Here is a 21,772-nt window from a genome sequence, read left to right as displayed (position 1 = left end):
TTTTTATAATTTATCTTCTACAGATTTTACTTTATAGTCCATATCATGGTCACTATCACGTCTATCATCCATTTTTATTACTGTATAAACTCGGTCTGATCCTTCTTTAAATACTTCTTCTTGCATTTTTCTTGCAATCTCAAAACACTTATCAGCATCAGCTTCTATAACTGTGCCCATTGGGTTTAGTTTGTGCTTTACCCCTTCAGCTTCTAAAACTTTACTAGCACTTGCTACATATTTACTAACTGAAGTTTCTTTTGTACCAATTGGTATTAAACATATTTCCATTATTGCCATAATTATCTCCTTAAAAATTTGTTTCGTAAAATGCCTTATAAATCTTATAAGCATCAAAGTGATCTTCTATCCCGCCTAGTTCTCTTATAGAGTGCATAGCAAGGATTGGTTCGCCTACATCTATAGAATTTATTCCAAGTCCAGTTGAGGCTATTGGACCAATTGTAGAGCCACCAGCCTTGTCATTTCTATTATGAAACTTTTGTATCTTGCAGTCAATACTATTGGCAAGGTCAATTAATCTAGCATTTGATGCTATATTTGATGAATACGCTCCATTTGCTGCAGTTTTTATAACCAGTCCTCCATTCATCCTAATAGGATTGGTTGGGTCGTGGTAATCCTTAAAATTTGGGTGGATAGCATGGGCTTGGTCAGCTGAGATTAAATAAGTATTTGCTAGAGCAATATAAAAATCTTCATCATCATAGCCAATATTATCTGCTAATCTTTTTAAGGTATCTCTTAAAAATGGAGAAAAAGCACCAGTTGGAGTTCTAGACCCTATTTCTTCATTGTCATTTAAAACTAGGACATTATTTTTATTTGCCTTTGCATCTACAAAGGCCATTAAAGATGCATGGACTGAACCTAGGTTATCAATACGACCTATTTGATACATATTATTTATAATAGCGCCTTTTTGCCTATCATATAGGCCTAAGTCGAAATCAAGTATCTCATTTGCATCTATCTTAACTTCATCAGCCAATAAATTTTCCAAATATCCATTTTCGGAATTTTCCTCTATGGTTTGAATAATTGGATATAGGTGGTCCTGGGGATTTAGAGCAAAACCCTTATTTACTTCCCTATTCATATGGATAGCTGGATTTGGAATGGTTAATAAGTCTTTATCTATATTTACAAGTTCACTTTTTATAACTCCATCTTTTTTATAGGAAACTTTACCAGCTAGCGATAGGGTCCTATCTGTCCATGTTGAATAAATCATCCCTCCATATGGTTCGATATTTATTTTTAAATAGCCACTATCATTTACTTCTGCATTTGATTTTACCTTAAAGGTAGGGCTATCTGTATGCGAACCTATAATGTCAAAACCTTTTGTAAGGTCTTCTCCCACCGTAAAGGCAATTAGAGCAGTATCATTACGAGTGACAAAGTATTTGTCATTTTTTTCTATCTCCCATCTAGTATTTTCTGAAAGCTCCTTAAAGCCATTTTTTAACAAAATATTTTTTGCATTTGCTACTGCAAAATAATTTAAGGGACTATTATCTATAAATTTTATTAAATCTTTACTAAACTCTAAACTATTCATAATATTATTTTACCCATCTTCGTTTTGGGTATCTATAAAGTGATTAAAGAGAGACTTTTGACTAATTTAGCTATTATCCTTATAATAGTAATAATAAGTTATACATATAAAAATATAAGGAGTTAAGATGAAAGAATTAGAAAATAAAATCTTAGAAGAGGGTGTAGTTCTAGGAGATGACATTTTAAAAGTAGATTCTTTTTTAAACCAACAAATTGATGTTGAACTAATCAAGAAAATGGGCAAAGAATTTGCTGAGCATTTCAAGGATAAAAAAATAGACAAAGTATTTACAGTAGAATCATCTGGTATCGCTCCAGCCCTAGCTACTGCAAGCGAGCTTGGAGTAAAATGTGTTTTTGGTCGTAAAAAACAATCTTTAACAACTAGCGAAGATGTATATCATTCAAGCGTATTTTCGTTTACTAAACAAGTTATGAATGAACTTATAGTAAATAAAGAATTTATCAATGAAGGGGAAAATGTCCTAATGATTGATGACTTCCTTGCCAACGGCCAAGCTGCAAAAGGAATGATAGCAATCATCCGTCAAGCAGGAGCAAATCCAGTAGGATGTGGAATAGTTATAGAAAAATCTTTCTCAAATGGACGCAATATTATTGAAGAAATGGGCGTAGAAATATATTCTCTAGCTAGAATTGCAAAACTTGAAGATGGCAAAATAGAATTTGCTGAATAATTTAACTACCAGGTTTATCCTGGTTTTTTTGTACAAAAAAAGTAGCCATATAGGCTACTTATTTTTTTTATTTATTTTGCATGGTCTGCTGCATTTTTACCAGCTATTCTACCAAATACTGTAATATCTGCTATAGCTGCTGATCCAAGTCTGTTTGATCCGTGGATACCACCTGTAACTTCTCCTGCTGCGTATAAACCATCGATTACTTGATCATCTTTTGTTAATACTTCAGCTTCTTTATTAATTTTTAGTCCTCCCATTGTGTGGTGAACTGCTGGAGCTGCTTTTAGCATGTAGAATGGTCCTTCTTCTACTGTCCATCCTAACATTCTTAGGTTGAAGTCTGGATCTTCTTCTTTTTTGGAATTTTCGTTAAATCTTTCTACTGTTTTTAGTAGCTCATCTTTGTCTATATCAAAATGTTCTGCTAATTCTTCTATAGTATCAGCTTTTACTAAATTTCCTTTTTCAAATTGTTCTTCAGCTTCTTGTGGATTAGATGCCATTGTTCCTGTAGTTTCATTTGATTTTTCATCCCATAGTAGGTATCCTACGTGGTCTGTTTGATCTTTTATAGCAAGGGAAATTTCACGTCTTGTTGCAAGTTCTTCAACGAATCTGTCCCCTTCTTTATTTACAAGTAATGCACCACCAACAAGTCTTGTATCACCTACATAAAGTAGTCTACCTGTTTCTGGGTCACATACTGGGTAAAGTTGGATTTTGTCCATATCAACTGTATCTGCACCTAGTGCTTCTGCCATGATGATACCATCACCTGTAGCTCCTGGTGAGTTTGTTGATTTAATATGTTCATCTATTTCATGGTCATTTTCGTAAGTCATTTCGTCATTTGCACCGAAACCACCTGTTGCAAGTACAACTGATTTAGCATTTACTGTTAGGTTTTCATCTGGAGTTTCAGCTTTGACACCTGTTACTTTGCCATCTTCAGTTAAGATTTCTTTTACATCTGCTTCTGTGATTACTTCGATTCCTAGTTCTTCACATTTTTTAAGGTAATTTTTAATTAATTCATTACCTGAGTGAGCTTCTGGGATAAGTGATCTTTTTACTGAGTGACCACCAAAGAACATTAAGCTATCTAGCCATTTTACTCCGATGTCATCTCTTAACCAGTAAGCATCTTCTGTAGCATGGTCTGCTAGAACATCGATTAGTTCAGGGTTACCACCAGCTTCTTTTACATCTTTTGCAAATAATTCTTTGCTATCTTCTATACCTTCTTTTTCTTGAAGTTCATTAGCTGGAGCTGCCATTTCTCCACCAGAAATTAATGTATTTCCACCAACTTGTGGCATTTTTTCTAGTAATACTACATTAGCTCCATTTTCTTTTGCGGTAACTGCTGCTGCAAAACCAGCTCCACCACCACCAACTACTACAACATCTACATCTTTTGTAGCGTCAGTTCTTTCTTTATCGGTGCTTGTGAAGTCTTCTTGGTAGTCTTCAATATTGTGACCTGCTGCTGTTATTGCTGCTGATACTGCTTCAATAAGAGCTTTAGATGAAGATGTAGCACCTGATACTGAATCAATATTTACAGATTGGTTTTCAATAATTTGTGGTACCATTTTGTCTATAGCTGCTGCTCCTAGACCTTCTGTTTCTTGGTGATCTACATGGATGTTTGAGATTTTGTCTCCATCAAAACTTACATGGGCAACTACTTCTCCCTTGTAACCTTTTGCTGTACCCTCTGTAGCATCTGGATCAACTTCTACTTCTTTTGTTTCCTCTTCTTTTGTATCTTCTACTTTTTCATTTTCATCAGCTTGCTCTGTTACTGCTGTTTCAGTAGATGTATCTTCGCTGTCTTGGGCGGTATTATCTGCGCCACAAGCAGAAAAGATTAGAGACATTGACAATATGTAAGGTAAAATTCTATTTTTCTTCATAACTCCTCCATCTTTTAAAATTTTACTTATGAAAATATATTATCAAAGAAAAACGTTTTATGCAATGTATTAAAGCATATAATTATTAAAGATAGATAGTTTTTAGCAAAAAATATTAGGTAATTTTATATTTATCTATTTAGTGATAGATTTAGCTCATAGCATACGAATATATAAGTAAAGGAGGTTATATGGATGATAGAAAATTAATATCTGGGATTAAAAAGAAAAAGGAATCTTACCTTATAGAATTTATAGATATATATGGCCCAGTCCTTAAAGCTAGCATAATAAAAACTATAGGAAATAGAAAAGAACTTGTAAACGAGATACTAAACGACTCTCTTCTTGCTATATGGGACAATATAGATTCTTTCGATGAAAATAGATCTTCATTTAAAAATTGGTGTGCTGGGGTTGCTAAATATAAGGCAATTGATGCTATTAGAAAAGAAAATCGCCATAAAAGTATAAATTTAGAAGATATAGAAGAAGCTATTGGAACTTATAAAGATTACTCCTTTGATGATAGCGAAGAAATTTTAGGACTTTTAAATGATGATGATAAGGAAATTTTTAGAAAATTATATATAGAGGGTTATTCTTATGATGATATAGCAAAGATAAAAGAAATACCCAAGGATAGGTTATATAACAGAGTTTCAAGGTCTAAGAAAAAACTAAAAGTAGAGCTAGGAGGAAGACATGACTAATATTTACGATAAGATAAACGATATTGATTTTGAAGTAGATAAAGTAGAATTAAATGATATTGAAAGGGCAAAAATGAAAAAAACTGCCAAATCTTATGCAAAAAAAGATTATAAAAAGAAATTATTAGTAAGTGCTGCAACAGTTCTTCTTTTTGCAGGTCTTATGACCCCATCTGTTAGGGCTGAGGTAGCTAAATTTACAACAGATATTAAAGTATCTATGATGAATGCCTTTGGGGCAAGTCCTGATTCTTATAAGTATGTGACAGAACTAAACAAGCCTGTGACAGTTGGAAATGACAGTTTTGTAATTGGTAATATCGCCTTTGAAGATGATAAGGTATTTATAAATACTCTTAGAGATAGTGATGGTTCTGTCGAAGGAATGATGGATGATTCATCAGATATTTATAAAATAGTTATAGATGGTCAGTCTTATGTAGCTCAAGGTGGCTCTGGAAGTAGAGGTTTTCTAGAAGATGGAAAGACTATATCAGATGTTAGTGTGATAAATTTTGATAAAGAATTCCCAAGTTATGAATCTACAGATGTTGATTTATATTTCACTGACTATAACAACACTAACGAGATAATTTCTATCAAAGCCAATATAAATACAGTCAATGAAGATAATGTGGTATATGCCAAGGAATTAAAACTTGATAATGGTGCAGAAATCGAGCTGTTAAAACTAAACTCAATCACTATGACTGCTATTATTAAAAATCTTGATCCAGATTATATCTATGAATTAATAGGAATGGATAAGGATGGTAATAGCTTTACTCTAGAGCCTAGATCTGGTGATGATAATGAGCTTACCTTCTTATATAACAAAGACATTTCTGATATGTCCCAAGATCAAATAAGGGATGCAGATGAGATTAAATTTATCTTTAAAGCAGCAAGTCTAGATAGGGAATCTGCAAATTCAATAAGTGGAGAATACGAAAATATTGCAGAATTTACCTATAAGGCAGAATAAATATAGGTAAACTAAAACCGACATCATTGATGTCGGTTCTTTTTAACTATTTACAATCACATCAACTTGCTCATGGATGACAGATAAGTTGTGTTTGTTTTCTGATGAATAAGCAAAAATTAGCCCCTCATCGTCTATATTTAATTTATTTTTTATTTCTTTAATATGTTTGTGTAATTGATTTTTAGAAATTTTATCATATTTGGTAGCTATTACAAAGCCTGTAAACCCTGATTCTAATATCCAATCATACATTTGAACATCTAATGCAGTTGGCTCGTGGCGGATATCTACTAAAAGAAATACTTCCTTTAGGTTTTCCCTATCATGGAGGTATTCGTTTATTAGTTTATCCCATTTTGCTTTTTCAGCTTTAGAAACTTTAGCATAGCCATAGCCTGGTAGGTCCACTAGCCTAAATTTATTATCTATATTATAAAAATTTATGGTACGAGTCTTACCGGGTTTAGAGGAAGTTTTTGCTAGGTTTTTCCTGCCTAAAAAAGCATTTATAAATGAGGATTTGCCCACATTTGAGCGGCCAACAAAGGCAATTTCTTCAAGATTTTCTGCTGGCCATTGGGATTTAAATCCTGCTACTTGTTCTAATTCGATTTTGTTAAATTTCATACTAAGGCCCTATCTATTACTTCAGAAACATTTTCTACTGGGATAAAGTTTATCTTATCTCTTATTTCTTTTGGAATATCTTCTATATCTCTTTTATTATCTTTTGGAATAATTACATCGCGAATACCGTAGGTATAGGCTGCAAGGGCTTTTTCTTTTAGGCCACCGATTGGCAATACATCACCTATAATGGTTACTTCCCCTGTCATTGCAATGTCATTTCTAACTTTTTTGCCAGTTAGGGATGATACCATTGCAGTGGTCATTGTAATCCCTGCTGAAGGACCATCTTTTGGTGTTGCTCCTTCTGGGATATGAACGTGGATATCTTTGTTATCGTAAAATTTACCGCGAATTCCTAAATCTTTGGCATGAGCTCTAATGTATGACATAGCAGCTTGGCCCGATTCTTTCATAACATCACCTAAAGATCCAGTAAATTCTACATTACCCTTGCCTTCCATAGTACTTGCTTCTATAGTTAGCATAGTACCACCTACAGAAGTCCATGCAAGGCCATTTGCTACTCCAACCTTATCTTCTTTAGAAATATGGTCATCAAAAAATCTTTCTTTGCCCAGATATTTACTATAATTTGACATAGTAACACGGACTTGGTCCTTGCCTGCTAGGATCTCTTTTACAGCCCTTCTACAAATTTTTGCTATAAGTCTTTCAAGTTCACGAACTCCTGCTTCTCTAGTGTAGTTTTTTATGATTACTTCTATAACATTATCTGAAATTGTAAGCTCATCTTCAATTAAACCATTTTTTTCCATTTCCTTGGATACTAGATATTTTTTAGCTATATTTAATTTTTCGCTATTGGTATAGCCTGATATTTCTATCATTTCTAGCCTATCATAAAGGGCATCTGGGATTTCATTTGCATCATTTGCAGTAGTAATAAAAAATACATCTGATAAATCAAAAGCTACATCTACATATCTATCTATAAATTTGTCATTTTGTTCTGGGTCTAGGACTTCAAGCAAGGCTGATGAAGGATCTCCCCTAAAATCAGATCCTAATTTGTCAATCTCATCTAAAAGGAAGACCGGATTATTAACCCCAACACGGTTGATATTTGATAAAAGTCTACCAGCCATAGCCCCTACATAGGTTCTTCTGTGGCCACGAATTTCGCTTTCATCTGTTACTCCACCTAGTCTCATTGATACAAATTCTCGATTTAAAGCTCTTGCAATTGATTTGGCGATGGATGTTTTACCAACTCCTGGAGGACCTACTAAACAAATAACTGTACCTTGGTTGTTGTTATTTTTTATCCTAACTGCTATGGATTCTAAGATTCTTTCTTTTACTTCATCTAAGCCGTAGTGGTCCTCATCTAGGATTTCTTCTGCATTTTTTATATCTAAAATGTCTTTTGTTTTCTCATCCCATGGTAGGTTTACTACAAAATCTAGATAAGCACTTATAACTCCATAGTCAGGGCTCATTTCGGGAATAGCTTCTAGTCTTTCAGCATCTTTGAGCAATGATTTTTTACTATCCTCATCAATACTTAACTTATTTATTTTATCAATTAACTCTTGAGCTTCGCTTTCAAAATCTCCAGTTGTTTCGCTTAGCTCACGACGTATCGCCTCAATTTTTTCTCTTAGATAATATTCTTTTTGAGACTGGTTTATGTTCTCTTGAACATCTTCTTCTATTTCTATGCTTAAATTTTTAAGCTCTATTTCTTTTGATAAAATACTATGCAGCAATGATAGTCTTTTTTCAGTATCAAGCTCTTTTAAAAGCGCATAGTACTCATCTGCTTTTAAATCTAAATGATAGATTATTATATCAGCTAGCCTATGGAGATTATATACTTCATTTATAGAAAAAGCTGACTCATCTAAGTTATTGCCATCTAGTTCAATATAAGTTTTAAAATCTTCTATAAGCATTTTACGAAGGGCTTCTTTTTTATTTGTTTCAGATTCATTTTCTTCTATATATTCGTATTCTTCTACTACTGCCTTATAGAAGCCCTCACCTGTACTTACTTCTTTTATTTTTGCAATTGATTTTGCTTGCACATAAACTCTTATATCCCCATTTGGTAGACTAAATGATTCTTTAATATTTACAACCATACCATAGTCATAAAGGTCATCAGATCTAGGGTTTTCATCAAAAACATTTTTTTGATTTACTAAAAAAACGTCTTTATTGCTTACATTTGCATTATCAATAGCATTTTTAGATATGGGTCTTGCACAATCAAAGTTTAAAATTGTGTTTGGATATGCCCATAGACCCCTGAGGGGTACGAGTGGATATTCATTTGTGCTTATTTTATAAACATCTGCCATTATTAACTCCCGTATAAAAAAGGGAATGGCTAGCCACTCCCTCCTTATCTTTTCTTGTATTTTAGTTTTGAGTGATCCTTAATAGAATCTTTTGTTACAACTACTTCTTTTATATCTGTTTTTGATGGGATTTCATACATCACATCTAGTAATAAATCCTCTAGTATAGTTCTAAGCCCACGAGCTCCTGTTTTTTGAGCTATAGCTTCTTTGGCTATCTCATGTAAGGCCTTATCTTCAAAGCTAAGCTTAACATTATCTAATTCAAATAATTTTTGGTATTGTTTGATTAGTGAGTTTTTAGGTTCTTTTAAAATGCGAATTAGGGCTTCTTCATCTAGGCTATCTAGGGTTACTATTATTGGCACCCTACCGATAAATTCTGGTATAAGTCCAAATTTCAGTAAATCTTCTGTATTTACATCAGCTAGGTTTGCCTTATGATCTGCTGCTACTATTTCTGCACCAAAACCAATAGTTTTTTGAGCTTGTCTGCGATTTATTATATCCTCGATACCATCAAAGGCACCACCTAGGATAAATAAAATATTGCTTGTATCAACTTGGATATACTCTTGGCTTGGGTGCTTTCTACCACCTTGTGGTGGAACATTTGCCTCAGTTCCCTCAATTAATTTTAAAAGGGCCTGTTGGACACCTTCACCAGATACATCCCTTGTGATGGAAGGATTTTCACTTTTTCTTGTAATTTTATCTATCTCATCTACATAAATAATCCCATGCTGGGCTGCTTCTATGTCATAGTCTGCTGCTTGGATTAGCTTTAAAATGATATTTTCTACATCTTCACCCACATAACCTGCCTCTGTAAGACTAGTTGCATCTGCAATTGCAAATGGCACATTTAACTTACGAGCAAGAGTTTGGGCTAGAAGGGTTTTTCCTGAACCTGTTGGTCCTAGCATAAGGATATTAGATTTGTTAAGTTCAACATCATCTATTTCTTCTTTGTTGGCATTTATTCTTTTATAATGGTTATAAACAGCAACTGCTAGGGTCTTTTTGGCATCATCTTGGCCAATCACATACTCATTTAAAAAATCATTTATTTCAGCTGGAGTAGATAAGACTATATCTCCATTTTCATCAAAGTAGTTTTCGTCAAATTTTACTTCTGCATTTATAATCTCGCTGCAAAGATTTACGCATTCATTGCAAATATAGGCATCTGGCCCTGCAATGATGCGCTCTACTTGAGAACTATCCTTGCCACAAAACGAGCATTTTACATCTTCTTCTTCGAAGTTTGCCATCTATTTTCCTACTTACTTTCAATAACTTGATCGATTAGACCATATTCTAGCGCTTCTTGCGCTGTCATGGCAAAGTCACGATCGGTATCTTTTTCAATTTTTTCTAGGTCTTGGCCTGTATTTTCAGCTAAGATATGGTTTAATCTATCTTTTATTTTTAAGATTTGTTCAGCTTGAATTACAATATCAGATGCTTGTCCTTGAGCACCACCGCTTGGTTGGTGAATCATGATATTTGAGTTTGGTAGAGAAAATCTCTTACCCTTTGCACCTGATGATAATAAAACTGCTCCCATGCTTGCTGCTTGACCGATACAAATTGTAGATACATCTGGTTTGATGTAATTCATTGTGTCAAAAATAGCAAGACCACTTGTTACAACTCCACCTGGAGAGTTGATATAAAATTGAATATCTTTATCTGGGTCTTCACTTTCTAAGAAAAGTAGCTGAGCAATGATTATATCGCTCATTTGGTCATTTACTTCCCCAGATAGGAAAATAATTCTATCTTTTAAAAGTCTAGAATATATGTCATAGGCTCTTTCGCCCTTGTTTGTTGATTCTACTACAGTTGGTACTAGGTAATTTCTAGTTTGCATATTATCTCCTTAATTTTTTAAGGATGATATCTTAATTTTCTTCGCCTTCTTTAGAATCTTCGCTGTGGTCATGGTCATGGTTGTGATCATCACCAACTGCTTTATGGTATTCTTCGTGTGGTAAAGCTTTTGCATTATTAACTAAAAGTTCTACAGCCTTACGACGTCTGATATTTTCTTTAATTGTATCTTCTGATACATTTTTTCTAAAGATTTCTTTGAATTTTTCGATATCATCTACACCGTACATTTTTGCTGATTCGTTGATTTCTTCTTCAATTTCTTCAGCTGTTACATCAAAACCTTCTTTTAAAGATACTTCATCAATTACAAGGTTTGCTTTAACTCTATCTTCAGCTTGTTGTCTATATTGCTCTCTTACTTGGTTTATATCCATTTGTGTCATTTCGATGTATTGAGCAAGACCGATACCCATTTGTTGTAATCTTTGGTCTAAGTTTTGCATTTCAACATCAATTTCTTGTTTTACAAGTGATTCTGGTGCTGAAACTTCACTAGCTTTTACTAGTGCATCAATAGCTTGGTTTTGTTTCATGTTTGTTGCAAAGTTTTCTTTATCTTCTTTTAATTTTTCTCTTAAATCTGCTTTTAGTTCATCAAGAGTTTCAAATTCAGAAATATCCATTGCAAATTCATCATCTAGTTCTGGTAATTCTTTTGTAGTAATTGAGTTAATTTCTACTTCGAATTTTGCATCTTTGCCTTGGAATTCTTTTGCTTGGTAATCTTCAGGGAAGGTTACATTTACATCAAATTTATCTCCAACTTTGTGTCCTGCAACTTGTTCTTCAAAGCCTTCAATAAATGTGTGTGATCCTAGTTCTAAATCATAATCTTCAGCTTTTCCGCCTTCAAATCTTTCTCCATCTAGGTAACCGTCAAAGTCAATATTTACTGTATCTCCCATTTTTGCTTCGCCATCTTCAACTGGGATTAATCTAGCATTTTCTTCTTGTTGACGAGCAAGTTCTGCATCGATATCTTCATCTGTTACTTCTGATGGGATATCTTCGATGATTAGTTCGCTGTAATCACCTAAAGTTGGGTGTGGTTTTGTTTCTACTTCTACTTTGAAAGTAATATCTTTACCAGCTTCTATATCATCAAGATCAACTGATGGTTGGTCGATTGGTTCAAGATCTAGTTCTTCTACTGCAGCTTCGTATGGTTCTGGGAATACAATTTGGATAGCTTCATCATAGAAGATTTCTGGACCGTACATCTTTTCTAGAACTTTTCTTGGAACATGTCCTGCCCTAAATCCATCAATTCTATATCTTTTTTTATTTCTTTTATAAACTGTATCTACAGCCTTTGCAAAGTCATCGTAATTTACGTCAAATTCAAATTTTGCAATGTTATTATCATGAGATTTTAATTCTGTCATATCTTCCTCCTGCTTATATAGCTACTCATTTGTTTAATATACTACATGTAAGACTATCAATCAACATTTAAAAGGTTAGATTTAATGTAGTTTATAATATCTTTCTTATCGTTTTTTAATTTCTCATCATAGATTAAATTTTCAATTAGTTTCAAGGTCTGACCAAGCTCTTTACCTTCTTTAAAACCCAGCTTTTTTAGATCGTTGCCATTTATCTTTATCTGACTTTTATTAGTAGGTATATCATCCTTTTTTACTTCTGCTAAAAGCTCTAAGCCAAGATCAATATTTGAATCGTCATTATGCTTGGTTGATAACACATCTGCCCTTTGCAGTTTAAAAAGATTTAATAAATTTTCCTCACCTATATTTCTTAAAAGCTTTCTTATAGATTTTTTAGTATAAGTATTGGTATTATCCATGTGGCGTTTTACTAAGACCCTAGTATTTTCTATAAACTTTTTAGAATATTTTAATTTTTTAAGTCGATCTACTAAAAGTTCTTCTGAAACACTTTGGTGGCCAAAAAATCTTCCTTCACCATTTTCATCTAGAAAAAAGGTATTGATTTTTCCCACATCGTGGTAAAGGGCTGCCATTCGCACTTCAAGTATTGGTGGAGTTTTTTCTATCACACTTAAGGTATGATTGTATAAATCCTCTGCATGAAAGGTGGAGTGTTGATCAAAGTCTTTTGTAGCATAAACCTCTGGGAATATGTATTTTAAAAGTCCCACCTCATCCAATAGCTTTATTCCCCTTTTTGGATCATCAGCTAATAAAATTTTATTTAACTCTACTTGGATGCGCTCTTTTGATATGTCATCAATAGATGCTGCATTTTTTCTAATAGTTTTTTTTAGATCATCTGCAATTTCAAAGTTTAGACTTGTAGCAAACCTTACCGCCCTAAGGGACCTTAACACATCTTCTTTGATGCGTTCATCTGGATTTCCTACTGCCCTTATCATTTTTTGGTCTAAATCTTTTTTACCATTAAAAATATCTAAGAGTTGACTCTTTCTTTTGGCCATGGCATTGATGGTAAAATCTCGCCTTTTTAAGTCTTCTCTTATATCATCGGTAAAGGCAATTTTTTCTGGGTGACGCTTATCAGAATACCCCGACTCACGCCTCATGGTTGTAATCTCGTATTCACTAGCTCCATCCAAAATTTTTATAGTACCAAACTTTGCCCCAATATCAATAGTTTTATAATCTTTAAAAACTTCTTTAATTTCATCTGGCCTTGCAGTAGTGGTAATGTCAATATCAAAGTTTTCTCGATTTAATAGCTCATCTCTAACACATCCACCCACTGCATAAGTCTCATAGCCGGCACTTTCTAGTTGATTAATTATATTATCCGTCATACTTTTTTACTTTTTTGATTTTTTCTGGATTTCTATCTTATAATTTACAACGCTATCGCCATTATAAACTTCTACTGAATCTGGTAGGGAGAGTTTTACCTCTCCACTTGTAGAAGATTTTTGATTTTTTAAATCTATTGGCAAGGTATATATAGCATCTATATCTTTGATATCTGCTTCTGGTCCTTTTATGATAACGGATTCTGGGGAAATCTCCCTAGAAACTTCTTCATAGTCCTTGTCAATATTCCCACTAGTTTCTAAAACTACATTTACTTCTTTTGTAGCAAAGACAAAAAATGAAACATTTACCTCTTCATGAGAAATATTTAAATCTGAAATTTGCTTACCATTTTTATCTAGGGCTTTAACAGGTAGGCTATGGATTTTTTCATCAAGAACACTAGCATCATCTATTTTTATCTCCAACCTATCCACTTTATTTATAAGGCTAGCCGGTCCCTTAATGGTAATTTCCTTAGGATACATTTCATTTACTTCTACAATCTTACCATCCTTTATTTCATCTGAAATCACTCGGTTAACTGGTAATGTTTTTTCCAAAACTTCTTGGATATTTAAGTTTATTTGCCCTGGATCTACTTCATCTACACTAATACCAGACGGAGTATCTACTTCTATATCTAGGGACTGAACGCCTGGTTCTAGGTCCGATATATCTACACTTGCATAAATATTTGCAGGCTTTAGGTTGACTAATTTTTCCCTAGATCCTTTTAATTTTACACTTGTGCCATAGGCAGCTTCTTTACCTACTATGGTGTATCCAGATTTTTCTAGCACATCTTGGTTTTTTATAACTACTGGTATATTGCGGAAGGTTTTATTTACTGTTGGATCTGTAGAATTTACAACAAAAGTCCACATAAAAATGGCTACCAAAACTGAAAGAATTTTTAATTTTGTATCATTTTTATTATTCATCGTCTTCTTCCTTCTTATCTTCTTTGTAGGCTTCTTCTTTTACTAAAACTAGGTCATTTTGTAGTCTTTGCTTTAATGAGTCCTCATCAAAATATCTATCTATACGGCCATTTTCTACTACAGAAATGTTTCCTGTTTCCTCACTTACTACAATTACTATGGCATCTGATTTTTCAGAAATCCCCACTGCTGCCCTGTGGCGGGTGCCCAGTTCTTTAGAAATTAAATTTGAATTTGAAAGTGGCAAATAACAAGCAGCTGCAATGATTTTTTCATTATTTATTATAACTGCACCATCGTGTAAGGGGGTGTTTGGTATAAAAATATTTATCAAAAGTTCGCTTGACACATCTGCATCAAGCCTTGTTCCACTTTCTACTATGTCATTTAGGCCAACTTCTCTTTCTAAAACAACTAAAGCTCCAATTTTCTGGCGGGCAAGGGATGACATAGCACGGGTTAGCTCATCAATAGTGTTTTCACTTTTTAAGACACGCTCTCCGGTAAAAATTGACCTACCTCGGCCAATTCTTTCCAAAGCTGATCTTAGTTCTGGCTGGAAAACTACTATTATAAATACTAGGGCTACTGTCAAGAACTGGTTCATGACCCAACTAACTGTATTTAGGCTTAAAATATCTGCAACTGATGCAAAAACTAAAACTATAATAAGTCCATATAAAACTTGCTCAGCGCGTGTGTTTCTTAATAGCGAAAATAACTTATAGATAGCAAAGGATATAATTGCTATATCTATAATATCTGTAACTCTTATAAGGGCTAAAGAGTTAATAAAATCTGTAAAATAATTCATCTATCCCCCATTCCTTTCCTACTAATATATTACTATTTATTAGGATAAGTGGGTAGTTTTTTAAAAAATAAAAAACACCTATAAATAGGTGTTTATTTTATCCTAGCATAACATCTAGAATCATCATTATTGCAAATCCTGCTGCAAATCCAAGAGTCCCAATGTTTGTATGGGCTTCTCCCTCACCTGTTGCTTCTGGTATTAGCTCTTCTACAACTACATAAAGCATAGCCCCAGCTGCAAAGGAAAGCAGGTAAGGCAAAATGGGAATCATTACCTGAGATAATAATATAGTAACTATTGCAGCAATAGGTTCTACTGCCCCAGATCCAACCCCCATCCAAAAGGATTTACCCTTATCTACACCAGTAGATTTTAAAGGCATAGATATAATAGCTCCTTCTGGAAAGTTTTGGATAGCAATTCCTACTGACAAGGCAAAGGCACTTGCAAGACTTACACTTTCTGTTCCATAAAGGGCACCTGCATAAGAAACTCCTACTGCCATACCCTCAGGGATATTGTGAATTACTACGGCTAAAACCATCATGGTTGTTCTTCTCATATTTTCACTATTGCGTCCTTCTGGAGTGATAGAGTCGATATGTTGGTGGGGAATAGCATTATCTAAAAATAATAAAAACAAAATCCCTATTAAAAAACCAATTACAGCTGGTACCCAGCTCATATTACCCATATCAGCTGCTACCATATCCATAGAAGGGATTAATAGCGACCAGATACTTGCTGCCACCATGACACCAGCAGCAAAACCTGATAAGCCTTTTTGTACTTTCGGGTTTAGCTCATCTTTCATTACAAATACCATAGCAGAACCAAGGGATGTACCTAAAAATGGGATGAGTAAACCAATTATCGTTTCTTTATTCATTTTTTATCCTAATAGTTTGGAGAATCTATTTTCCAAATATCATCTGCATAGTCTATTATAGTCCTATCTGATGAAAAATATCCAGCATTTGCAATGTTTATCAGGCATTTTCTAGACCATGCTAACTTATTCCTATAGTCCTTATTGATTTTTTCGTGGGCTTTTTTATAAGCTTCAAAGTCCTTTAATACAAAGTACCTATCTCCACGAGATCCATCTTGAGGATTTATTAATTCATTGTAGATATCAAGGAACATATAGGAATTGTTATCGTTTAATTCTCCATTTACCAAGGCATCCACCGCATCTTTAATGTCTTTATCAGTTTGATAGATTCCCCTTGGATTATAAGTGCCTGAAATTTCGTTTAATTCTTCAACTGTTGCGCCAAAACGGTAGTTATTTTCTTCTCCTGCATGGTCAAATATTTCTATATTTGCTCCATCAAGGGTACCTAGGGTTGGTGCACCATTTAGCATAAATTTCATATTTCCTGTACCAGATGCTTCCTTACCAGCTGTTGAAATTTGTTCTGAAACATCCGCTGCTGGATAGATTTTTTCTCCATATGATACTCTAAAGTTTTCAACAAATACTACCTTTAATTTTTTATTTACATCTGGGTCATTATTAACCACTCTAGCTACTTCATTGGCAAGTTTTATTATAGCTTTTGCCCTAAAGTATCCTGGAGCTGCTTTTCCCCCAAAGATAAAGGTTGTTGGGTAAAAGTCCATGTCAGGATTTTTCTTAAGCTCATGGTATAAATAAATAATGTGTAAGATATTTAAATGTTGGCGCTTGTATTCGTGAATTCTTTTTACTTGGATATCAAAAATTGATTCTGGATCAACTTTTATTCCCTCATGCTCTAATATATATGAAGCTAGCCTTTCTTTATTAGCTTGTTTAATATCCCAAAGTTCATTTAAAACATCCTCATCATCTGCAAATTTTTCTAGGCCCTTTAGCTCATCCAGGTTATACTTCCAATCATCTGTTCCAAGTTTTTTACTAATAAAGTCTGCTAGAGGTCTATTAGCATAAACTAGCCATCTTCTAGGAGTAATACCATTGGTTTTGTTATTAAATTTCTCTGGGAATATCCCATACCAGTGGCTAAAGGTATCATCTTTTAGGATTTCTGTATGAAGGGCTGCAACCCCATTTACTGAAAATCCTACATATATAGCTAGGTTTGCCATATGAACTTGATCATAAATTACTATACGATATGGGTCTATTTCTGTATCTGATAGGCCTTTTTCTTTAAAGTGATTTACCAAGACATCATTAATTTGATAAATTATTTCTAAACATCTTGGACTTACTTCTTCTACTATGTCAATTGGCCATTTTTCTAGGGCCTCTTGTAAAACTGTGTGGTTGGTAAAGGCAAAGACTTTTTTAGCAATGTCTAAGGCTTCTTCAAATTCTAAGCCATTTTCATCTACTAAAACCCTAATTAATTCTGGGATAGCAATATTTGGATGGGTGTCGTTTAACTGGATGACATGGTATTTGTGGAAATTTTTAAAGCGCATATCATCTGAAAAATATCTTTTGTATTTGGCAACTAAGTCTTGGATAGATGCTGATACAAAGAAGTATTGTTGTTTTAATCTTAAAACCCTACCTGCCCTTTGTATATCATTTGGATAAAGGACTCTGGTAATATCTTCTGCTCTATTTTTTTCTCTAACTGCCGCATCATATTCAAAATTATTAAATTTATCAAATTCAAATTCTTCAAAAGGTTCTGCTTGCCATAGTCTTAAGGTATTTACTTTTCCATTTTGATAACCTACTACTGGCATGTCAAAAGGAACAGCTTTTACTTGTTGGTCTTTAAAATTTACAATTCTAGAATCAGAATCAACTCTAATAGACCAACCATCCCCATCTTTTATCCAGCTATCACCTTTTTCAACTTGAAATCCATTTTCAAAATATTGTTTAAATAAGCCTTCACGGTAGCGGACTCCGTATCCATACATATTTATATCTTGGGTGGCAGCAGAATCCATAAAGCAGGCTGCAAGACGACCCAAACCACCATTTCCTAGGGCAGCATCATCTTCATAATCTTCTATAGCTTCAAAATCTATACCAAGCTCATCTAATAATTCTTTAACTTCATCATAAATTCCTAGATTTATTAGGTTATTTCCTAAAGATCTACCTATTAAAAATTCTGCAGAAAAGTAATAGGCAGTCCTTTCGTATCTAGATTTACTTTTGCTTGCCCTCCATTCTTGGTTGATACGCTCCAATATAGTATCACAAAGGGCATCGTACTTATCTTTTTCACTTGTTTCATCGAAATTTTTAAGAGTTATCCTCTGTAGGTTTTCTATATAGTCTTCTGTAAACTTATTCTTTTCTAACTTATCCATTATATCTCCCGTATAATCTTGACATTTCTTTTATTTTTTTTGCCAAATCATCTGTAAAGTCTTCACTTTTGGCCCTCCACTTCCAGTTGTTTCCTAAAGTAGAAGGCGTGTTTATCTTAGCTTCATCTCCCATTTCAAAAAAATCTTGGATTTCAAAAATTGCTACATCAGCAACAGATGCCATAAGGCTCCTTATTATTTCCCAGACATACTCGCTTTTTTCATTATTTTCTAAGCCAAAATATTTTTCTACTAGTAAAATATCCTCTTCATCCAAGGAATCTAACCAACCCTTTAAGGTGGACGAATCGTGGGTGGAGGAATATACTATTGCATTCTTTTCATAATTGTGTGGTAAATAATTGCTAGCAAAAGTGCCATCAAAGGCAAATTGGATAACATTCATACCTGGAAAACCGTAATGATTTTTTAAATCATCGACTTCCTTAGTGATATACCCCAAATCTTCAGCTATAAATTGTCTGTTAGGATAGTCCTTTAAGATCTCATCGAAAAATTCATAGCCACCTGCAAGTTCCCAAGTTCCAAATTTGGCGTTTTCATCTGTAGCTGGAATGGCATAATATTTTTCAAAACCCCTAAAGTGGTCTAGGCGTAAGAGATCGTGGTTTTTTAAAGCCATGCTTAGTCTTTTTTTCCAAAAGTCATAGCCATTATCTTTCATTTTTTCCCAGTCATAGACAGGATTGCCCCAAAGCTGCCCATCTTCTGAATAAGCGTCTGGTGGAGCGCCTCCAACTATAAGGGGCTGTTTAGTATCTTGATTTATTTTTAAAATATCTGCATTAACCCAAGCATCACAGGAGTCATAAGCAACATAAATTGGTAAATCTCCAATAATTTCTATATTTCTCCTGTTGGTATATTCTTTTAATTTTTGCCATTGGGTGAAAAATTCGTATTGGATAAAGATATAAAAGTCTATATCTTCCTCGTGTTTTTCTTTAAAATTAGCTAGGGCATAAGGATTTCTATCACGTAAGTCCTCATCCCACTCCACCCAGCTAATATCTAACTGATCGTGTTTGATAGCCATAAATAGGGCATAATCTTCTATCCAAAAGCCTTCTTTCTCTCTAAATTTAGCTATTTCATTATCAAGCTTGCCCTTTGAGTTTTCAAAAGCTTTTTCTAAAATACGATACCTAATATTATATTGGATAGCATAATCAATATATCTTTCATTGTCCCCAAAATTAATATTTTCTAGATCACTTTCATCCAGCAATCCATCTGCTATAAGCATATCAAGGTCGATAAAATATGGATTGCCTGCAAAGGATGAAAATGCCTGGTAGGGACTATCTCCATAAGAAGTTTGCCCTAGGGGTAAAATTTGCCAGTATTTTATAGAGGCCTCTGATAAAAAGTCAACAAAATCATAAGCAGCCTTGCCAAAAGTTCCTATCCCATAATTAGAAGGTAGGGAAAAAATCGGCATGACTACCCCATTTGATCTAGTAAGTCTTTCTTGCATCACATCTCCTATAATAATTCCATAAAGTTTATAACTGGTACTTCATAAGGGTGGTTGGCTTTTATAATACTAAAAACCTCATCCTTTTTTGCTGCATCTATCCTAAATTCTAGTTTTACTTCATCAACAGTAGTATGCTTGCCTATATCTCCCTTATCAGGCTTTGATCCTTCTAGGGGTGTAAAGTGTCCTGTTACCTTACTTTCTGCAAAAACAGAATCATAGCCATCATCCTTTAGTATTTCTTTTTCATTTAATCCATCTATTACCTGCCACTTATCTTCTTCTGGGACAAAAACTTCTACTTTAATGTATCTCATAATCATTCCTTTCAAAATAAATCAGCCCGCTATATGATTTGATTTGCTTATCAAAAATCTCAAAATTTATCTTATAAACATTGCCCCAACTAGATATTACTAGCTCGTGGTAGTCTCCCATATCATTGCACTCTGTTATAGTTACTCCATGGTGGGCTAAGACTTTTACATTTTTGCTCATCCAATTTATAAAAATAACTGGGCAATTTTTGCTAAGTGCTTCGTTGATAAAGGCAAGTTTTTCTTCTGTCGTATGTCTTCTTATAAAATACTCTTGCATGATGTGGGCATATAAAGTTAAATTTCGCTCACGTCTGATACGATTTACCCTGTGGTTTAAGGCTTTTACTGAGGGCACTCCATTTATATGAGGTCGAATTTTTTTATAAAAATCATAGTGGTAATGGTTATATTCTTCCAAGGTAAATCTTTCACCTTTATGGTACAAATATAAATAAGTATTGGTAAAGGCAGTCACCACACAAGATCTATCCCTATAAAATTTTGCCACTCCTAATTCTCCAAGAGCATTTTGATAGCCTCCATAATAGAGACCCTTTTTTGTAGTTACTGGAACAAATTCCCCTACTTTGCTGTGTTTTAATTTCATTATAATCCTATATTCTTTTTAAACTTTCTTTAATATAACTTTACCCTAGAAAATTTTTTTCTTCTATTATGAGATTTGATATAATTGTATAAGATAAAATAAGGGGAGAATATATGAAAACATGTTATATAATCGCTGGTGGCGACTTTGATGGTTTTTTTGATGAGATAAAAGAAGAAGATATGGTCATAGCAGCTGATAAAGGATATATCCATGCAAGAGAAGCTGGAGTTACTCCTACTATGATAATCGGGGACTTTGACTCATCAAATCAGCCTGATGGAGACTTAGTTATAAAATTAAATCCTATAAAAGATTATACAGATACAAAAGCTGCCTTAATGGTAGCAGAAGATTGGGGTTATAAAAATATAGTTGTTTATGGCGGATTAGGTGGCCGTGATTCTCACACCTTTGCCAATATTAGTAATGCCCTAGAGTTTAAAAAGAAGGGTATAGAAGTTACTTTAAAATCTAAATATAAAAGTTTTTATATAGTTAACGATAAGTTAGAGTATGATTTTAAAGATGAAGATGACTTTTATGTATCAATCTTTGCCCTATCTGAAAAAGCTCAGGGTGTAGATATCAAGGGACTTTACTATGAATTAAATAATTTTGATTTAAGTAATGATAATGCTCTAGGGGTATCAAATGAAACAACAAACAAGTCCTTTAAAATCTCTGTCAAAAATGGTTACCTCCTAGTGATATTTGAAAGTAAAACAATATAAAAAAAGCCCTAAATGAGCTGCACCCCAAAATCCGGAATACG

Annotated in this window: 20 protein-coding genes; 4 read left to right on the top strand and 16 right to left on the bottom strand. The window is 33.7% G+C overall.

The annotated features are described in order from the left end of the window. Positions 1-3 precede the first annotated feature (3 nt). Entirely contained in the window at positions 4-300 is a 297-nt protein-coding gene (locus AB9Q04_RS04485) for an MTH1187 family thiamine-binding protein (RefSeq protein ID WP_410024179.1), read from the bottom strand. Between the two features lie 10 nt (positions 301-310). Next, positions 311-1,585: a M18 family aminopeptidase gene (locus AB9Q04_RS04480; protein WP_410024177.1), complete on the bottom strand. Its 1,275-nt coding sequence runs from the start codon at positions 1,583-1,585 to the stop codon at positions 311-313. Positions 1,586-1,712: 127 nt separating this feature from the next. On the opposite strand from AB9Q04_RS04480, the gene AB9Q04_RS04475 reads away from it, so the two are divergent. Further along, positions 1,713-2,285 (top strand): xanthine phosphoribosyltransferase, encoded by a 573-nt coding sequence (locus AB9Q04_RS04475; RefSeq protein ID WP_394011172.1) that lies wholly within the window; start codon positions 1,713-1,715, stop codon positions 2,283-2,285. Between the two features lie 71 nt (positions 2,286-2,356). Here the strand turns inward: AB9Q04_RS04475 and AB9Q04_RS04470 are convergent, their stop codons facing one another. After that, on the bottom strand, positions 2,357-4,210 hold the full coding sequence (locus tag AB9Q04_RS04470) for a flavocytochrome c (protein WP_410024176.1): 1,854 nt from the start codon (positions 4,208-4,210) through the stop codon (positions 2,357-2,359). Between the two features lie 191 nt (positions 4,211-4,401). Here AB9Q04_RS04470 and AB9Q04_RS04465 point away from each other — a divergent pair, with 191 nt between their 5' ends. Together AB9Q04_RS04465 and AB9Q04_RS04460 are read left to right on the top strand one after the other, a co-directional pair. Beyond that, the gene (locus AB9Q04_RS04465) at positions 4,402-4,923 is read left to right on the top strand and encodes a sigma-70 family RNA polymerase sigma factor (protein WP_410024175.1); all 522 of its coding nucleotides are present in this window, start codon (positions 4,402-4,404) and stop codon (positions 4,921-4,923) included. Further along, positions 4,916-5,908 (top strand): hypothetical protein, encoded by a 993-nt coding sequence (locus AB9Q04_RS04460; RefSeq protein WP_410024174.1) that lies wholly within the window; start codon positions 4,916-4,918, stop codon positions 5,906-5,908. Before AB9Q04_RS04465 ends, AB9Q04_RS04460 begins: the two co-directional genes overlap by 8 nt. A gap of 42 nt (positions 5,909-5,950) precedes the next feature. Here AB9Q04_RS04460 and yihA read toward each other — a convergent pair whose 3' ends face one another. The 13 genes from yihA to AB9Q04_RS04395 all read right to left on the bottom strand — a co-directional run bounded on the left by yihA (position 5,951) and on the right by AB9Q04_RS04395 (position 20,997). Next, the gene (yihA, locus tag AB9Q04_RS04455) at positions 5,951-6,538 is read right to left on the bottom strand and encodes a ribosome biogenesis GTP-binding protein YihA/YsxC (RefSeq protein WP_410024173.1); all 588 of its coding nucleotides are present in this window, start codon (positions 6,536-6,538) and stop codon (positions 5,951-5,953) included. Then, positions 6,535-8,865 (bottom strand): endopeptidase La, encoded by a 2,331-nt coding sequence (gene lon / locus AB9Q04_RS04450; RefSeq protein ID WP_410024172.1) that lies wholly within the window; start codon positions 8,863-8,865, stop codon positions 6,535-6,537. The genes yihA and lon overlap by 4 nt, the downstream gene beginning before the upstream one ends. A 44-nt stretch (positions 8,866-8,909) precedes the next feature. Next, positions 8,910-10,139 carry an ATP-dependent Clp protease ATP-binding subunit ClpX gene (gene clpX / locus AB9Q04_RS04445; RefSeq protein ID WP_410024171.1) on the bottom strand — a complete coding sequence of 410 codons (1,230 nt, stop codon included), beginning with the start codon at positions 10,137-10,139 and terminating at the stop codon, positions 8,910-8,912. Between the two features lie 8 nt (positions 10,140-10,147). Beyond that, positions 10,148-10,741 (bottom strand): ATP-dependent Clp endopeptidase proteolytic subunit ClpP, encoded by a 594-nt coding sequence (gene clpP / locus AB9Q04_RS04440; RefSeq protein WP_262122918.1) that lies wholly within the window; start codon positions 10,739-10,741, stop codon positions 10,148-10,150. Between the two features lie 31 nt (positions 10,742-10,772). Then, entirely contained in the window at positions 10,773-12,149 is a 1,377-nt protein-coding gene (gene tig / locus AB9Q04_RS04435) for a trigger factor (protein WP_410024170.1), read from the bottom strand. A gap of 56 nt (positions 12,150-12,205) precedes the next feature. Continuing rightward, complete coding sequence (locus AB9Q04_RS04430; protein WP_410024169.1) at positions 12,206-13,522, bottom strand: CCA tRNA nucleotidyltransferase; 1,317 nt, start codon at positions 13,520-13,522, stop codon at positions 12,206-12,208. A 6-nt stretch (positions 13,523-13,528) separates the two neighbouring features. After that, positions 13,529-14,467 (bottom strand): CdaR family protein, encoded by a 939-nt coding sequence (locus tag AB9Q04_RS04425; RefSeq protein ID WP_410024168.1) that lies wholly within the window; start codon positions 14,465-14,467, stop codon positions 13,529-13,531. After that, on the bottom strand, positions 14,460-15,281 hold the full coding sequence (cdaA, locus tag AB9Q04_RS04420) for a diadenylate cyclase CdaA (RefSeq protein ID WP_410024167.1): 822 nt from the start codon (positions 15,279-15,281) through the stop codon (positions 14,460-14,462). The genes AB9Q04_RS04425 and cdaA overlap by 8 nt, the downstream gene beginning before the upstream one ends. Positions 15,282-15,378: 97 nt before the next feature. Further along, positions 15,379-16,173 (bottom strand): ZIP family metal transporter, encoded by a 795-nt coding sequence (locus AB9Q04_RS04415; protein ID WP_410024166.1) that lies wholly within the window; start codon positions 16,171-16,173, stop codon positions 15,379-15,381. Between the two features lie 8 nt (positions 16,174-16,181). Then, positions 16,182-18,569 (bottom strand): glycogen/starch/alpha-glucan phosphorylase, encoded by a 2,388-nt coding sequence (locus AB9Q04_RS04410; protein ID WP_410024165.1) that lies wholly within the window; start codon positions 18,567-18,569, stop codon positions 16,182-16,184. Beyond that, entirely contained in the window at positions 18,562-20,067 is a 1,506-nt protein-coding gene (gene malQ / locus AB9Q04_RS04405) for a 4-alpha-glucanotransferase (protein ID WP_410024164.1), read from the bottom strand. The genes AB9Q04_RS04410 and malQ overlap by 8 nt, the downstream gene beginning before the upstream one ends. Positions 20,068-20,075: 8 nt before the next feature. Continuing rightward, the gene (locus tag AB9Q04_RS04400; RefSeq protein WP_410024163.1) at positions 20,076-20,387 is read right to left on the bottom strand and encodes a YqfO family protein; all 312 of its coding nucleotides are present in this window, start codon (positions 20,385-20,387) and stop codon (positions 20,076-20,078) included. Next, a complete protein-coding gene (locus AB9Q04_RS04395; RefSeq protein WP_410024162.1) occupies positions 20,374-20,997 on the bottom strand; it encodes a hypothetical protein in 624 nt (207 codons plus the stop codon). Before AB9Q04_RS04395 ends, AB9Q04_RS04400 begins: the two co-directional genes overlap by 14 nt. Before the next feature lie 113 nt (positions 20,998-21,110). On the opposite strand from AB9Q04_RS04395, the gene AB9Q04_RS04390 reads away from it, so the two are divergent. Further along, positions 21,111-21,731, top strand: a complete 621-nt coding sequence (locus AB9Q04_RS04390; protein ID WP_410024161.1) for a thiamine diphosphokinase — start codon at positions 21,111-21,113, stop codon at positions 21,729-21,731. Positions 21,732-21,772 lie beyond the last annotated feature (41 nt).

This window comes from Anaerococcus groningensis, assembly GCF_046365465.1.
Lineage (GTDB): Bacteria > Bacillota > Clostridia > Tissierellales > Peptoniphilaceae > Anaerococcus > Anaerococcus groningensis.
The sequence above is the reverse complement of the archived record's forward strand: the minus strand, read 5'-3'. Positions and strand labels throughout refer to the sequence as shown.

What these genes read in the sequence shown, in the direction of transcription:
- clpX (WP_410024171.1), bottom strand. Translation starts at nt 10,139, where the DNA reads ATGGCAAACTTCGAAGAAGAAGATGTAAAATGCTCGTTTTGTGGCAAG.
- AB9Q04_RS04480 (WP_410024177.1), bottom strand. Translation starts at nt 1,585, where the DNA reads ATGAATAGTTTAGAGTTTAGTAAAGATTTAATAAAATTTATAGATAAT.
- malQ (WP_410024164.1), bottom strand. Translation starts at nt 20,067, where the DNA reads ATGCAAGAAAGACTTACTAGATCAAATGGGGTAGTCATGCCGATTTTT.
- AB9Q04_RS04485 (WP_410024179.1), bottom strand. Translation starts at nt 300, where the DNA reads ATGGCAATAATGGAAATATGTTTAATACCAATTGGTACAAAAGAAACT.
- AB9Q04_RS04460 (WP_410024174.1), top strand. Translation starts at nt 4,916, where the DNA reads ATGACTAATATTTACGATAAGATAAACGATATTGATTTTGAAGTAGAT.
- AB9Q04_RS04395 (WP_410024162.1), bottom strand. Translation starts at nt 20,997, where the DNA reads ATGAAATTAAAACACAGCAAAGTAGGGGAATTTGTTCCAGTAACTACA.
- clpP (WP_262122918.1), bottom strand. Translation starts at nt 10,741, where the DNA reads ATGCAAACTAGAAATTACCTAGTACCAACTGTAGTAGAATCAACAAAC.
- AB9Q04_RS04410 (WP_410024165.1), bottom strand. Translation starts at nt 18,569, where the DNA reads ATGGATAAGTTAGAAAAGAATAAGTTTACAGAAGACTATATAGAAAAC.
- yihA (WP_410024173.1), bottom strand. Translation starts at nt 6,538, where the DNA reads ATGAAATTTAACAAAATCGAATTAGAACAAGTAGCAGGATTTAAATCC.
- cdaA (WP_410024167.1), bottom strand. Translation starts at nt 15,281, where the DNA reads ATGAATTATTTTACAGATTTTATTAACTCTTTAGCCCTTATAAGAGTT.
- AB9Q04_RS04430 (WP_410024169.1), bottom strand. Translation starts at nt 13,522, where the DNA reads ATGACGGATAATATAATTAATCAACTAGAAAGTGCCGGCTATGAGACT.
- AB9Q04_RS04400 (WP_410024163.1), bottom strand. Translation starts at nt 20,387, where the DNA reads ATGAGATACATTAAAGTAGAAGTTTTTGTCCCAGAAGAAGATAAGTGG.
- AB9Q04_RS04475 (WP_394011172.1), top strand. Translation starts at nt 1,713, where the DNA reads ATGAAAGAATTAGAAAATAAAATCTTAGAAGAGGGTGTAGTTCTAGGA.
- AB9Q04_RS04415 (WP_410024166.1), bottom strand. Translation starts at nt 16,173, where the DNA reads ATGAATAAAGAAACGATAATTGGTTTACTCATCCCATTTTTAGGTACA.
- AB9Q04_RS04390 (WP_410024161.1), top strand. Translation starts at nt 21,111, where the DNA reads ATGAAAACATGTTATATAATCGCTGGTGGCGACTTTGATGGTTTTTTT.
- AB9Q04_RS04425 (WP_410024168.1), bottom strand. Translation starts at nt 14,467, where the DNA reads ATGAATAATAAAAATGATACAAAATTAAAAATTCTTTCAGTTTTGGTA.
- tig (WP_410024170.1), bottom strand. Translation starts at nt 12,149, where the DNA reads ATGACAGAATTAAAATCTCATGATAATAACATTGCAAAATTTGAATTT.
- AB9Q04_RS04470 (WP_410024176.1), bottom strand. Translation starts at nt 4,210, where the DNA reads ATGAAGAAAAATAGAATTTTACCTTACATATTGTCAATGTCTCTAATC.
- lon (WP_410024172.1), bottom strand. Translation starts at nt 8,865, where the DNA reads ATGGCAGATGTTTATAAAATAAGCACAAATGAATATCCACTCGTACCC.
- AB9Q04_RS04465 (WP_410024175.1), top strand. Translation starts at nt 4,402, where the DNA reads ATGGATGATAGAAAATTAATATCTGGGATTAAAAAGAAAAAGGAATCT.